The following is a 14,105-nucleotide window of genomic DNA, read 5'->3' on the forward strand; positions in this document are numbered from 1 at the left end:
GCTTGCCTTTATACTACCGCGCGGTTGTTTATAAACTGCCCAATTGACACTAAATGGGAAATCTCAGGTGAAGTTCGTAAAGTATTTATTGATTCTTGCAGTGTGTTGCATTTTGCTGGGAGCAGCCTCGATCTTCGGTTTGTATAAATTTATCGAGCCTCAGCTACCCGATGTTGCCACGCTCAAAGACGTGCGCTTGCAAACACCCATGCAGGTCTTCAGTGCCGAAGGCGATCTGATCGCCCAATACGGTGAGAAGCGCCGTATCCCGCTGAAACTGGGCCAGATCCCTCCGGAAATGGTGCATGCGTTTATCGCCACAGAAGACAGCCGTTTTTACGAGCATCACGGTGTGGATCCGATCGGTATTTTCCGTGCGGCGTCTGTCGCGCTGATGTCCGGTCACGCCTCACAGGGCGCGAGTACCATTACTCAGCAGCTGGCCCGTAACTTCTTCCTGAGCCCAGAACGCACGCTGACCCGTAAAATCAAGGAAGTATTTTTAGCCATCCGCATTGAACAGCTGATGACTAAAGATGAAATCCTCGAGCTGTACCTAAACAAGATTTATCTCGGTTACCGCGCCTATGGCGTGGGCGCTGCTGCGCAGGTGTATTTCGGGAAAGACGTGAGCCAGCTGACACTCAGCGAAATGGCCGTGATTGCCGGTCTGCCAAAAGCGCCGTCAACCTTTAACCCGCTCTATTCACACGACCGTTCTGTTGCACGTCGCAATACCGTACTGGCCCGTATGCTGGATGAAAAATACATCACGCAGGAGCAGTACGATCAGGCACGTGCAGAACCGGTTGTGGCGAACTATCACGCCCCACACATTGAGTTTTCTGCGCCGTACCTGACCGAAATGGTGCGCCAGGAGATGGTGAAACGTTATGGCGACAACGCTTATAACGATGGCTATGAGGTCTACACCACCATCACCAAGAAAACGCAGCTGGCAGCGCAGGAAGCCCTGCGTACTAACGTACTGAATTACGATATGCGCCATGGCTACCGCGGCCCGTCGAATCAGATGTGGAAAGTCGGTGAACCTGCGTGGGATGAAGACAAAATCGTTCAGTCGCTGAAAACGCTGCCGGTCTACGGGCCATTGTTCCCGGCGGTCATCACGTCAATCGACGATGCACAGGCCACGGCAACCATGTCTAACCGTGCGGTGATCAGCCTGCCGTTTAGCACCATGCGTTGGGCGCGACCTTACCGTAATGACAATGCTCAGGGCCCGACGCCGAAAAAAGTGTCCGACGTGGTTCAGCCGGGCCAGCAGGTGTGGGTGCGTAAAGTGGGTGATGTCTGGTGGCTGGCACAGGTTCCTGATGTCAACTCCGCCATCGTTTCCCTGAATCAAAACGACGGCGCGATTGAAGCGCTGGTGGGTGGATTTGATTTCAACCAGAGCAAATTTAACCGCGCAAATCAGGCTGTCCGTCAGTTGGGTTCGAACATTAAACCGTTCCTGTACACCGCTGCGATGGATAAGGGGCTGACGCTCGCCACTATCCTCAATGACATGCCGATCACCCGCTGGGATGCGGGCGCAGGCCAGGACTGGCGTCCGAAGAACTCCCCGCCAACCTACGTTGGCCCTATCCGCCTGCGTCAGGGGCTGGGAGAGTCTAAGAACGTGGTGATGGTGCGTGCGATGCGTGCGATGGGCGTAGATTACGCAGCAGAATATCTGCAGCGTTTCGGCTTCCCGGCCGCTAACATTGTGCATTCTGAATCACTGGCGCTCGGTTCTGCTTCGTTCACGCCATTACAGGTGGTGCGCGGTTACGCGACGCTAACCAACGGCGGTTATCTGGTGGATCCGTATTTCATCACCAAAATCTTGTCGGAGTCCGGCGAAGTTCTGTTTGAAGCTAAACCGAAAATCGCCTGCCGCACCTGTAATATTCCGGTGATTTATGGTGATACACAGAAATCGGCGGTGCTATCTGATGACAACGTGGAAAACGTTGCCACTTCAGTGAATAACAGCAATAACGCGGTGCCGACGCCGCAGCTTGAACAGGTGCCGGCTAACTCTCCGCAGGTCGATGCACAGCAACAGTACGCGCCACATGTGATCAGTACGCCGCTGTCATTCCTCATCAGTGATGCGCTGAACTCCAACATCTTCGGCGAACCTGGCTGGATGGGCACAGGCTGGCGCGCAGGACGTGACCTGAAACGTCACGACATTGGCGGTAAAACCGGGACAACCAACAGCTCGAAAGATGCCTGGTTCTCCGGCTATGGTCCAAATGTAGTGACTTCAGTCTGGATTGGTTTTGACGATCACCGACGCGATCTGGGGCGTTCGACCGCTTCGGGTGTGATCCCGGATCAAATCTCCGGCGCTGAAGGCGGTGCGAAGAGTGCGCAACCGGCATGGGATGATTACATGAAAGCGGTGCTGGAAGGCGTACCTGAAGAGAAACAAACGCCGCCTCCGGGCATTGTGACGGTGACTATCGATAAGAGCACCGGTAAGTTGTCTGACGGCGGCGGTGGCAGCCGTCCGGAATACTTCATTGACGGAACGCAGCCGACGGAACATGCGGTGCATGAAGTCGGGACGACCATCATGGATAACGGTCAGGAACACGAACTGTTCTGATGCCTGAGCTGTAAAGCAAAAAAGCCGGTCTGCATAATGCATGACCGGCTTTTTTATTGGCGTTTTTTAGGCTCAAACGCCGCAAAGCCCATTGAGTCAGCGGGCGTTGCGGGTCAGGAAATCATGCGCCAGGAATAACGCGCTGACGTTGCGGGCTTCGCAAAAATCAGGCTGTTGCAGCAGTTCCATCATCCGCGAAATCGGCCAGCGGGTCTGCGGTAAAGGCTCCGGCTCATCACCTTCGAGACTTTTCGGATACAGTGCTTTCGCAATCACAATGTTCATACGGCTGGAGAAATAGGACGGCGCCATCGTCAGTTTTGCCAGTACGTCAAAATGACCGGCACCGTAACCGACTTCTTCCATCAGTTCACGGTTCGCCGCTTCCAGCACACTTTCTCCTGCATCGATAAGCCCTTTCGGAAAACCCAGCTCGTAGCTTTCGATACCGACGGCATATTCATGGATCAGCAGCAGATCGTCATCAATGATCGGCACGATCATCACCGCTTCGCGATCGGAAGGACGCATGCGTTCATAGACACGTTCGGCGCCATTGCTGAACGCCAGATCAACAGATTCGATGGTGAATAAACGCGAACGGGCTACGGTTTCCACCTTCAGGATTTTCGGTTTTTGCAGGTGTTGTGTCATTTCATCCCCAACTTATTATTCACCTGACTGCGGGTGTCGTAATGGGTTCATATGGGTTTCTGAATATTACTATCAGAAAACATTGTGCGTTAATGCAAGCCTGAATCGCAATCTTTACCGCGCATAAGTTCCGCGCGGACGGGTATATTCACCGCCGAAGCTCGGATTTCACTCCTGATATCGTGCAAAAAAGACCCGTTGTTATGTTCGCGTCACAATTCTGCTTTAACAAAAACACGCACGATTCAAAATAGGATTATACCGATACCCATTAAAGTACAATTGCGGATATCCTTTAGCGTGGTATGTTTTGAAAAAAATTTGCGCATAAAAATCAGTCAAATAATGAAAATTCTGTCCGATATCAGGCCGCGCGTAAAAATGTGTATTGGGTTTATGTGTTTTTAAATTATGTATAATACTTTCACAGAGTTGACGTAAGTCACCCACGTCAGAACGGGGATAGGATGAGCACAGTAGTCGTGACACTGGTGTTGTTGTGTATCGCAATCATTGCCACTGGGAGTTTCTTTTGGTTTGCCTTGCGACGCCGCCAACGCGACGAGTCCGTGGTACATTTCCCCACCCCCAGCCAGCGAAAACTTTCGCAACAAGAGCGCGACGCCGTTGAACGGTATCTGCGACAAAGCGAAGGCCTGGGACAAACACCGATTACCCACCGTAATAACCTGATTATCCTGCGCGATAAACTCATCCTGACCACCAAAAGCGAAAACGTCTACAGCCTCAAGCGCGCGATTACCCGTTACGGGGTCGCCAGCGAAGAGACCAACAGCGGACGCTACTTCCTTGATACCACCGAAATTCACCTGCCGCCTTTCTGGGAGCAATACATTGCCCAGGAAAATCAGGTTGAGCTGATCAAAACGCAGTCTATGCCGCTGGTCATCTCCCTTAACGGGCATTCGCTGGTCGATCACGTCTATGAAGGCCCGACGCCGGTTTCTACCGTGCTGCCTTCGCAGCCGCAAAATGCCTCGATCCGCCATGAAGAAAGTGAACATATCGAACTGGTAAAAGTGCGCCGTGAAACCCGTGAAGAACACGCACTTACCCGCTCCAGCGGCGTGAAAGAAGCGCTGGCCATCTCCGGCGTTTTATTGCTGCTGTTTATCACCCTGCTCAGCCCGGTGGTGTTCCTGCCGTGGTTACTGACGCTGGCGGCGGTGCTTACTGCCTGGGTGAGCTGGCGCGTCGTCTCCGAACGTTTAGGTAAAAACCGCAAGGAAATCCATTGCCTGCGGGGATTACCTAAACGCTGGGGTCTTTTTGGTGAATCCAAACAGGGTGATATCAGCAATATTTCACTCGGTACGGTTGATCTGATTTATCCGCCGCACTGGCAGCCGTTTATTGGCCGTGACCTGGGCCAGCCGACAGATATCGAGCTGTACATGAACAGCCACGTGGTTCGTCAGGGCAGCTATTTGTCTTTGCACGACGAAGTGAAAAAATTCCCGTTGCAACTGTGGGGAAAGAACCTGGTGCTGGCGACCAGCGCTTTCCTGCTGCTGCTCATGCTGCTGGTGTACGTACCGCTCGGACTGCCGCTTAAACTCAGCATGGCGTGGCTACAGGGTGCGCAAAGTGCGCAGGTCAACAGCGTGCAGGATCTGGAAAAAACGGCGCTGCGCGTCGGCGACACGCTGAAAGTTCAGGGCACGGGGATGTGCTATGTGGCGCCATCGGGCAGCCGCAGCGCATCGGGTTTCATGCCATTCGACTGTTCCGGTATTTACTGGAACAACGCCGCGCCGCTGCCGGTTCCGCAGTCAGAAATTATTGATGCCGCCACCGCACTGCAAACGACGGTCAACAATCAGATGCATCCGGGTGAAAATCTGGAGCAGAACATCAACCCGCAACTGGCGACCGCGATTGAAAAATCCGGCATGATCCTGCTCGATGATTTCGCCGATATCGTGCTGAAAACCGATGCGCTGTGCGGAAACAAATCAAACGAGTGTGTGCGCCTGAAAAATGCGCTGGTGAATCTGGGCAATTCAAATAACTGGAGCATGCTGGTGAAGCGTGCAAAAGCGGGAACATTGCAGGGAATCAACGTTCTGCTGCGGCCAGTCAGCGCGCAATCATTGAGTGAACTGGTCAACAACGCCACGTCTTCTTTCTTCCTGCAGGAAACCCGCCGCGCCGCTGACAGCCTGAACAGCCCACCTCCGGGCGGATTCCTGATCAGCAATGACGAAGGCCGTCAGCTGGTCGAACAGCCGGTGCCGCCGGTCGGGTTATTCGGTAATCCGCCACAGGATCAGTGGAAACAGCTGCAAACCCTTTCCGCGATGTTGCTGCACACACCGTTCAGTGCGCAGGGTGTGATCACCAGCATCAGCATTGATGCCAACGGCACGCGTCACATTTCATTGCACAGTGAGCCCGATATCTCGACGCTGTGGCGCTATCTTGGCACCAGTGTGCTGCTGTTCTTGCTGCTTGGCGTCCTGCTGGTGAATACGGTGCTGTTTATCCGTCGCTTCATCAAAGACAAGCGTCGCATCGACGATATTGAACAGTATTACAACGCCAGCTTTCACCCGACATTGATGCCTGCCCCCACGCATACGCTGAACTGAATCCCAGGGCGGCTCTGCGCCGCCCTGAGAGAATATGGTATTCTGGCCCTTCCCTGCTTGCGTTTAACCTCTCCTGCCATGCTCCGGCACGCAGGACATGGAGTTTTCATGCCTCTTGATCTCGACTGGAACAATATCGATACCGTTTTACTGGATATGGACGGCACGCTGCTGGATCTGGCTTTCGACAGTCAGTTCTGGTTACAGGACGTGCCGGCAGCACTCAGCCTGCAACGTGCAATCCCGCTGGAAAATGCCCGCCAGATCATTCATGACGAATACCTGGCCGTTCAGCACACCATGAACTGGTATTGCTTTGATTACTGGAGCGAGAGGCTAGATCTGGACATCTATCAGATGACCACAAACATCGGCAAAAATGCGCGCTTACGCGAAGATACGGTGCCGTTCTTGCGTCATCTGCGGGCGAGCGGTCGCGAAACTATTTTGCTGACTAACGCGCATCCCCACAGTCTGTCAGTTAAAATTGAACACACCGGTTTGGATCAGCACCTTGATTTATTACTTTCCACCCACACATTTGGTTATCCAAAGGAAGATCAACGTTTGTGGGCTGCCGTGCAGCAGCAGACCGGTTTTAACCCCGGCAGAACCCTGTTTGTCGATGACGGGGAACCGATCCTGAATGCGGCAAAAACCTTTGGTATCCGCTATTGTCTGGGTATAGAAAATCCGGATTCGAGCGGGGCAAATAAGTCATTCCAGGGACACCCTTCCATCAATGACTACCGCGACCTGTTGCCTTCGATTCACCCCGTAACAGGCCCGGCTCAGTAGTTCCGGTACGTTTCAGGGGGAGAGATGAAAGGTAAAAAGGAAGAGGACGACAACGCAGTACGTCTCGATAAATGGCTGTGGGCGGCTCGTTTTTATAAGACCCGGGCACTGGCACGCGAGATGATTGACGGCGGCAAGGTGCATTACAACGGCCAGCGCGGGAAACCCAGCAAGCTGATGGAACTGAATGCCGAAATCACCCTGCGTCAGGGAAACGATGCAAAAACGATCATTGTGCTGGGGCTGACCACTCAGCGTCGCAGTGCGGAAGAAGCGCAAACGCTTTATCAGGAAACCGAGGCCAGCATTGCCAGCCGGGAGAAAATTTCTCAGGCGCGGAAGATGAATGCGATGCCCCATCCGGACCGACGTCCGGACAAAAAGGAACGCCGCAACCTGATCAAATTCAAATATGGCGATGCGGAATAAAACACCGCCAAACAGAGAGAACGTTATGTCAAATCACGACCAGTTACACCGTTACCTGTTCAACCATCACGCTGTGCGCGGCGAACTGGTTTCACTCCATGAGACGTTCCGGCACATCGTAGCGGGTCACGACTACCCGGCGGAAGTCCGTAATTTACTGGGCGAAATGTTGGTCGCCACCAGCCTGCTGACGGCCACTCTGAAATTTGATGGCGATATCACCGTACAACTGCAGGGCGATGGCCCGCTGAAACTGGCGGTGATCAACGGCAATAACCGACAGGAATTGCGCGGCATTGCGCGTTTACAGGGTGACATCGCCGAAGGCAGTTCCCTGAAAGAGATGATTGGTAACGGCTACATGGTGATCACCATTTCTCCAAACGTGGGCGAACGTTACCAGGGCGTTGTCGGGCTGGAAGGTGAAAATCTGGCTGAGTGTCTGGAAAACTATTTCATGCAGTCTGAACAGTTGCCGACACGTATTTTCATCCGTACGGGCGAAGTCGAAGGCCAGCCCGCGGCTGGCGGCATGTTGTTGCAGGTTCTGCCCGCTGAAGAGACGGACGCGGAAGAGTTCAGCCATCTGTCACAGCTGACGACCACCATCAAAGCTGAAGAATTGCTGAATTTGCCGGCTAACGAAGTGCTTTATCGTCTGTATCATCAGGAAGAAGTCACTCTGTATGAACCGCAGGACGTATGTTTCCGCTGTACCTGTTCGCGTGAACGCTGCGCCGGTGCGCTGATGACGCTGCCAGATGAAGAGATCCTCGAAATGCTGGAAGAAGACGGCAAAATCGAGATGCACTGTGATTATTGCGGTTCAGATTATGAATTTGACGCCATGGACATGGCGACGCTGAAGGCGAGCGGCAATGTTATTTCGGGAAATGATAACGTTCATTAACTGTTAACTCATTAAACTAAAGGGACTTTCTGTTGAAAGTCCCTTTTTTATTGCTTCCTCATAACTTCATTGCACAATTTGTTAGTTTTCCATCACATTTCCAGAAGAAAATTCACATCTCCGGTTATTCTTTGAGAGCTATCGCTGTTTGACCGCCATAAATACCTACAATTACCGCTGGTTTATCCCTAAAGACGCTGACTCTTTAGGGGTTCTACGTTCAGGTAAGGAGCAGGGAAATGCCAACCACTCTCGGGATCAACGCCGAAACACTCGCCCGCTACGGGATCCATCAAAGCAGTCAAATCGTCTATAACCCTGATTACGAGACTCTTTTCAATGAGGAAACCGCACCGGGCCTCGAAGGCTTTGAGCGCGGACAGGTGACAGAACTGGGTGCAGTGAACGTCGATACCGGCATTTTCACCGGCCGTTCCCCAAAGGATAAATACATTGTCCGCGACGACACCACGCGCGATACCTTGTGGTGGGCAGATCAGGGCAAAGGCAAAAATGACAATAAACCTTTGTCGCCTGAAGTCTGGTCTTCGCTGAAAGCTTTAGTCAGCAAGCAATTGTCTGGAAAGCGTTTATTCATCATCGATGCCTTTTGCGGTGCAAACGCCGATTCCCGCCTGAAGGTGCGCTTTATTACTGAAGTCGCCTGGCAGGCTCACTTCGTCAAAAACATGTTTATTCGCCCGCAGGTGGCTGAGCTGGAGAACTTCGAGCCTGACTTTATTGTCATGAACGGCGCGAAATGTACCAACCCGGACTGGCAGAAACAGGGCCTGAATTCTGAAAACTTCATCGCGTTTAATCTCACCGAGCGCATTCAGCTGATCGGCGGCTCATGGTACGGCGGCGAGATGAAGAAAGGCATGTTCGCGGTGATGAATTACCTGTTGCCGTTGCAGGGCATAGCGTCAATGCACTGTTCCGCCAACGTCGGTGAAAAAGGTGATGTGGCGGTCTTCTTTGGCCTTTCAGGCACAGGAAAAACCACATTGTCCACCGACCCGAAACGTCAGTTAATTGGTGACGATGAACACGGCTGGGACGATGACGGCGTGTTTAACTTCGAGGGAGGTTGTTACGCAAAAACCATCAAACTCAGCAAGGAGGCGGAGCCGGAAATTTTTGGTGCGATAAAACGCGATGCGTTACTGGAAAATGTCGTGGTCAGCGAAGACGGTAAGATCGACTTCGATGACAACAGCAAAACTGAAAATACCCGCGTTTCATACCCGATTTATCACATCCAGAATATCGTGCAGCCGGTGTCCAAAGCAGGTCACGCCAGCAAAGTGATTTTCCTGACCGCCGATGCCTTTGGCGTTTTGCCTCCGGTATCCCGACTCACGGCTTCGCAGACGCAATACCATTTCCTGTCTGGTTTCACCGCCAAACTGGCGGGTACGGAGCGCGGCGTCAATGAGCCGACACCGACCTTCTCCGCCTGCTTTGGTGCCGCCTTTCTGATGCTGCACCCGACGCAATACTCCGAAGTGCTGGTCAGGCGCATGGAAGCGGTTGGCGCTCAGGCCTATCTGGTCAATACCGGCTGGAACGGCACCGGTAAGCGTATTTCGCTGAAAAACACCCGCGCCATTATCGACGCCATCCTCAATGGCACAATTGACGACGCAGAAACGTTTACGCTGCCGCTGTTTAATCTGGCCGTGCCGGTTGAACTGCCGGGTGTCGATACGCACATTCTGGATCCGCGCAACACCTACGCCAGCCGTGAACAATGGCAGGAAAAAGCTGAGCATCTGGCCCGGTTATTTATTGATAACTTCGACAAATATACCGATACGCCTGCGGGTGCCGCATTGGTCAGCGCCGGGCCGACGCTTTAATCTGTCGATATTCACCTTTAAGGCGCGGGCTTCCGCGCCTTTTTTATTGCAACCGGCCCGGCGGCATTTCAGAATGACAGCAAAGCTGTCAGAGGAGCATCACATGGCGACCATTACCGTTCGTAATCTGGATGACGACGTGAAGGAACTGTTGCGTATCGCGGCAGCCAGAAAAGGCCACTCGATGGAAGAGGAAGTGCGTTTAATTCTGAAGCAGGCTTTAACGCCCGCCCAACCTGACTTCGGTTTGGGCAGCCAGCTCCGCCAGCGCTTTTCTACGCTGAGCATCGGGCCCCTCGAACTGCCATCAAAATGATTATTCTCAATACCGCCGTCATCCTGGAGATGATCAACCCCCGGCCGCAAAAGAACGTACTGCAATGGCTGGATGCGCAGGACACTACGCAGCTGTACCTGACCAGCCTGAGCGTCGCCGCACTTTTCTCTTGGGTTGAGAATTTGCCAGAGAACCAGCCGAAAGCCGCACTTTCTGAGGCTTTGCTGGAAATGCTGAATCAGGATTTCGCCGGTCGCCTGCTGTCATTCGATGCGGCCAGCGCACTGTATTACCCGCGAGTTTCAGCCTTATTAAAAGCGGCCAACAGGGATATGCCGGAGCCTGACATCCAGCTCGCCGCCGTTTGCCTCAATCATCAGGCGACTCTGGCAACGGATCATCCTGAAGGCTTTGCACTGGCAGGCGTGCAACTCGTGAATCCGTGGGACGCAGCAGAGACACCGAGATGGCGGGAAGAAGCGGCAGAGTATTATGTGATGAGCAGGAAGAGCTGATAAAACCGCGGGTTGCCGCAGCGCGACAAGTGATCGCCGATATGAAGAAACCGGGATGTTCTCAGTCTGCTTTTTACAGCCCTGATGCCATTAAAGCGGGGGATTATTAAGGCCCCCGTTTAATCAGACGGGCTTCTGCTGAACCGCCACCGCTTTCAGCATCTCAACCGGTAACGGCAAATAGGCGCGAATGCGTAACCCGCCACGCTCACTTTTCCCGATATCCAGCGTCCCCGAATGCGCATCAATAATACGCTGAACGATGGCCAGCCCGAGCCCGGTTCCGCTGGTGGTGCGTGCGCTTTCCCCCCGCACAAACGGCTGGAACAGATGCTTGAGCTGATCAGGCGCAATGCCCGGACCGTCATCCTCAACCTGGAACCAGGCGCGCTGCAACTCACGACCGCTGCTGACTTTAATCCAGCCATCACCGTAGCGGGCGGCGTTAACCACCATATTCACCACTGCGCGCTTGATCGACAGCGGATGCGCATTCACCAGCAATTCACCTTCAGCCAGACCGGAATCGATTTCACGCTCATAGCCGCTTTCTGTGGCGATCACTTCACCCAAAATACCATTGAGATCGGTGATTTCCGTCGGCATTTCCTGCCCGGTGCGCAGATAATCAATGAACTGCTCGATGATGGCATTGCACTCTTCGATGTCTTTATTGATCGACTCCGCGAGATAACCATCGCCGTCACTCATCATTTCCGTCGCTAAACGAATGCGGGTGAGCGGCGTGCGTAAATCATGGCTGACGCCCGCCATTAATAATGTGCGGTCATCGGCCAGCAGTTTCACACCGGCAGCCATCTGGTTAAAGGCACGGGTAACCGAACGGACTTCTGAAGCACCGTACTCGCGCAGCGGCGGAGGAATGATCCCTTTACCCACCTGCAACGCGGCATGTTCAAGTTCCACCAGGGGTCGGTTCTGAATGCGGATAAACAGCCATGCGCCGCCTATCGCCAGTAACATAATGGCAAGCGTATAACGGAACAGCGGGGAAAAATCACCCTGATGAATTTCAGTCAGAGGTACGCGCACCCAGATATCCGGCGACAGCCAGGTTTTCAGCCACACGACCGGCGTGTTTTGGTTCACTTCAACACGCACATCAGTCGGGCCGCCGAGTTGCTGGGCCATCTGCTGACTGAGGAATTCGTAATGTTGCGCCCAGCGCAGGCCACTCTCCTCTGCCGCAGAGTTGGTATAAAGAGAGATGCCCAGTTCACGATAAATCTCGCGACGAAACGCCGGTGGTACGGCCAGCAACGTGCCATCTTCCAGTTGCAACCGATCGGTCATCAGCATACGCACTTCGTACGCCAAAACCTTATTGAACTGTTGCAGGCTCGGTAAGATGGCGAAGTTCAAGACCACCAGATAAGTCGTCACCAGGCTGACGAACAGCAAGGTGACGATGAGTAACAGTGTTCGGGCAAACGAGCTACGCGGTGAAAAGCGTATTCGTCTCATGCCTTACTGCCGTCCGGCACGAAGACATAGCCCAGACCCCAGACGGTCTGGATATAACGTGGATGCGCCGGATCTTCTTCTACCATGCGACGCAGACGCGAAATCTGCACGTCGATAGAACGCTCCATTGCACTGTATTCACGACCACGCGCAAGATTCATCAGCTTGTCGCGGGACAGCGGTTCACGCGGATGGCTCACCAGTGCTTTCAGCACGGCAAATTCACCGCTGGTAAGCGGCATAGGCTCATCTTCACGGAACATTTCGCGGGTGCCGAGATTCAGTTTGAATTTACCGAAGGAGATCACCGCTTCTTCCTGAGAAGGGGCACCCGGCAGTTCATTGGCCTGACGGCGCAATACGGCACGAATACGGGCCAGCAGTTCACGCGGGTTAAACGGCTTAGGAATGTAGTCGTCGGCACCAATTTCCAGCCCCACGATACGGTCAACTTCTTCGCCTTTCGCGGTGACCATAATAATAGGCATCGGATTACTCTGGCTGCGCAGGCGGCGGCAGATAGACAAACCGTCTTCGCCCGGCAACATCAAATCCAGCACCATCAGGTGGAAGGACTCACGGGTCAGCAGGCGGTCCATTTGTTCAGCATTGGCAACGCTACGCACCTGGAAGCCCTGTTCAGTCAGATAACGCTCCAAAAGTGCGCGCAGACGCATGTCGTCATCGACCACCAGAATCTTGTGATTTTCTTGCATGTAACTCTCCCAAAGGCGTGAATGCCTGAAGCGTGTATTGTTAGAAAAATCAGCCAAAACAGACAGTGTTTAATGGTATATATTCTAGCCGAAATTGTAACAATGAATACGGATTTCCTAATTTATCAACAATATCAGAGGAATCTTCCGCTACCAACGCCTGCTTTGTTACGGTTTGTCCCGCCCTCCAAAACCCGTTCCCGACTTCTGCTGTACTTTATCTGACCTGTCTGACCGATTCCCAGACGGCATCCTTGCGGGTGAAGAGTAAAAAATGGCTCATTGTCGGTAAAAAAATCACTCTTAAATTAATTTGAGATGAAATTAAACAGAAATCTTAATGAGTCCTTTTATAGATAAAATTAATAATAAAATTTTAATAATATCTTTTTCTTTTCATCACAGACCAGTTAATCATCAACAAATCATTAAAATGAATCATCTAAATATAAACAATTATTCAGATTTATATATTAGAGTAAAAAACATCCCAAGGCTAAATAGACAACTCTGCACCTACTATTCAATACATAAAACACTTGATAGAATCCGATTCCTGCAGGACTTTCATTAATAAGTTTTGTGTATGAATTGATGGAGCCTGTAGCCCTCACCTTCAATATTTTATTTATGAATGGATGCTGAAAATGAAAATGAAATACAAAGCTATTGTTAGCGGATTACTTCTGGCGTTAGCTGGAAACAGCTACGCGATTGACGGAAGAATTAACTTCACGGGTGAAATCATTAAAACTGCTTGTGTGATTAACAATGGTAATGACTTAGACATTGAGCTAGGTACATATTCCGCAGCTCAGTTCCGTGCCATTGGTGATACTTCACCTAATATTCCGTTCACATTGCCGCTAGCGAATTGCCCTGTAGCACAAAAAGTTGGTGATCCTATTCCTCACTTCCGTATATGGCTGGAGGGCGATGTTGTTGATGCCACTCACCCTAACCTTCTTTTATTGCAAAATAGTTTTGGTGATACTATGTCTGATGGCGTAGGCGTCCAGATTTTAGATGCTAAAACTAAAAATGTTATGTTACTGAATACATTGCCAACGATGACCTATGACATCAACACAGCAATAATGGATGTTAACCTCCTGGCAAACTACAAATCCTATAAAGCACCCAACGACATTACTGCTGGCCGCGCAGATGCAAATGTCAATGTGACTCTTGATTATCGTTAAGCCCATTTGAATCGTGCAGGCA

Annotated in this window: 12 protein-coding genes; 9 read left to right on the forward strand and 3 right to left on the reverse strand. The window is 52.1% G+C overall.

Annotated features, from left to right (window positions below; all coding sequences use genetic code 11):
* Positions 1-67 precede the first annotated feature (67 nt).
* Positions 68-2,623, forward strand: coding sequence for a peptidoglycan glycosyltransferase/peptidoglycan DD-transpeptidase MrcA (mrcA, locus tag ACO0U8_RS17020; RefSeq protein ID WP_056775357.1), 2,556 nt, complete (start codon positions 68-70; stop codon positions 2,621-2,623).
* A gap of 96 nt (positions 2,624-2,719) precedes the next feature.
* Here the strand turns inward: mrcA and nudE are convergent, their stop codons facing one another.
* Positions 2,720-3,277, reverse strand: coding sequence for an ADP compounds hydrolase NudE (nudE, locus tag ACO0U8_RS17025; protein ID WP_056775361.1), 558 nt, complete (start codon positions 3,275-3,277; stop codon positions 2,720-2,722).
* Positions 3,278-3,744: 467 nt separating this feature from the next.
* Here nudE and ACO0U8_RS17030 point away from each other — a divergent pair, with 467 nt between their 5' ends.
* The 7 genes from ACO0U8_RS17030 (at position 3,745) to ACO0U8_RS17060 (ending at position 10,680) form a co-directional block, all read left to right on the forward strand.
* The gene (locus ACO0U8_RS17030) at positions 3,745-5,889 is read left to right on the forward strand and encodes an intracellular growth attenuator family protein (protein WP_390973497.1); all 2,145 of its coding nucleotides are present in this window, start codon (positions 3,745-3,747) and stop codon (positions 5,887-5,889) included.
* Between the two features lie 108 nt (positions 5,890-5,997).
* Positions 5,998-6,687, forward strand: a complete 690-nt coding sequence (yrfG, locus tag ACO0U8_RS17035) for a GMP/IMP nucleotidase (RefSeq protein WP_056775364.1) — start codon at positions 5,998-6,000, stop codon at positions 6,685-6,687.
* 24 nt (positions 6,688-6,711) lie between these two features.
* Positions 6,712-7,116 carry a ribosome-associated heat shock protein Hsp15 gene (gene hslR / locus ACO0U8_RS17040; RefSeq protein ID WP_122097296.1) on the forward strand — a complete coding sequence of 135 codons (405 nt, stop codon included), beginning with the start codon at positions 6,712-6,714 and terminating at the stop codon, positions 7,114-7,116.
* A 25-nt stretch (positions 7,117-7,141) separates the two neighbouring features.
* A complete protein-coding gene (gene hslO / locus ACO0U8_RS17045; RefSeq protein WP_056775370.1) occupies positions 7,142-8,026 on the forward strand; it encodes an Hsp33 family molecular chaperone HslO in 885 nt (294 codons plus the stop codon).
* A 239-nt stretch (positions 8,027-8,265) separates the two neighbouring features.
* Positions 8,266-9,888: a phosphoenolpyruvate carboxykinase (ATP) gene (gene pckA, locus ACO0U8_RS17050; protein WP_421671303.1), complete on the forward strand. Its 1,623-nt coding sequence runs from the start codon at positions 8,266-8,268 to the stop codon at positions 9,886-9,888.
* A gap of 103 nt (positions 9,889-9,991) precedes the next feature.
* Entirely contained in the window at positions 9,992-10,204 is a 213-nt protein-coding gene (locus ACO0U8_RS17055; protein WP_056775379.1) for a FitA-like ribbon-helix-helix domain-containing protein, read from the forward strand.
* Positions 10,201-10,680, forward strand: coding sequence for a type II toxin-antitoxin system VapC family toxin (locus tag ACO0U8_RS17060; protein ID WP_122097294.1), 480 nt, complete (start codon positions 10,201-10,203; stop codon positions 10,678-10,680). Before ACO0U8_RS17055 ends, ACO0U8_RS17060 begins: the two co-directional genes overlap by 4 nt.
* A 123-nt stretch (positions 10,681-10,803) precedes the next feature.
* On the opposite strand, the gene envZ is transcribed toward ACO0U8_RS17060, so the two are convergent.
* Both envZ and ompR read right to left on the reverse strand, forming a co-directional pair.
* Positions 10,804-12,165, reverse strand: a complete 1,362-nt coding sequence (gene envZ, locus ACO0U8_RS17065; RefSeq protein WP_056775384.1) for a two-component system sensor histidine kinase EnvZ — start codon at positions 12,163-12,165, stop codon at positions 10,804-10,806.
* Entirely contained in the window at positions 12,162-12,881 is a 720-nt protein-coding gene (gene ompR, locus ACO0U8_RS17070; protein ID WP_009635740.1) for a two-component system response regulator OmpR, read from the reverse strand. Before ompR ends, envZ begins: the two co-directional genes overlap by 4 nt.
* Before the next feature lie 647 nt (positions 12,882-13,528).
* Here ompR and ACO0U8_RS17075 point away from each other — a divergent pair.
* Positions 13,529-14,083, forward strand: a complete 555-nt coding sequence (locus ACO0U8_RS17075; RefSeq protein ID WP_390973507.1) for a fimbrial protein — start codon at positions 13,529-13,531, stop codon at positions 14,081-14,083.
* The last annotated feature ends 22 nt before the right edge of the window (positions 14,084-14,105 follow it).

The sequence above is a fragment of the Rahnella sp. EDr1-12 genome (genome assembly GCF_049206505.1).
Taxonomy (GTDB): domain Bacteria; phylum Pseudomonadota; class Gammaproteobacteria; order Enterobacterales; family Enterobacteriaceae; genus Rahnella; species Rahnella rivi.

Bases quoted from the DNA above. Each gene is read 5' to 3' on its own strand.
- hslO (WP_056775370.1), top strand. From the start codon at position 7,142: ATGTCAAATCACGACCAGTTACACCGTTACCTGTTCAACCATCACGCT.
- ACO0U8_RS17060 (WP_122097294.1), top strand. From the start codon at position 10,201: ATGATTATTCTCAATACCGCCGTCATCCTGGAGATGATCAACCCCCGG.
- ACO0U8_RS17030 (WP_390973497.1), top strand. From the start codon at position 3,745: ATGAGCACAGTAGTCGTGACACTGGTGTTGTTGTGTATCGCAATCATT.
- nudE (WP_056775361.1), bottom strand. From the start codon at position 3,277: ATGACACAACACCTGCAAAAACCGAAAATCCTGAAGGTGGAAACCGTA.
- pckA (WP_421671303.1), top strand. From the start codon at position 8,266: ATGCCAACCACTCTCGGGATCAACGCCGAAACACTCGCCCGCTACGGG.
- ompR (WP_009635740.1), bottom strand. From the start codon at position 12,881: ATGCAAGAAAATCACAAGATTCTGGTGGTCGATGACGACATGCGTCTG.
- ACO0U8_RS17055 (WP_056775379.1), top strand. From the start codon at position 9,992: ATGGCGACCATTACCGTTCGTAATCTGGATGACGACGTGAAGGAACTG.
- hslR (WP_122097296.1), top strand. From the start codon at position 6,712: ATGAAAGGTAAAAAGGAAGAGGACGACAACGCAGTACGTCTCGATAAA.
- yrfG (WP_056775364.1), top strand. From the start codon at position 5,998: ATGCCTCTTGATCTCGACTGGAACAATATCGATACCGTTTTACTGGAT.
- envZ (WP_056775384.1), bottom strand. From the start codon at position 12,165: ATGAGACGAATACGCTTTTCACCGCGTAGCTCGTTTGCCCGAACACTG.
- ACO0U8_RS17075 (WP_390973507.1), top strand. From the start codon at position 13,529: ATGAAAATGAAATACAAAGCTATTGTTAGCGGATTACTTCTGGCGTTA.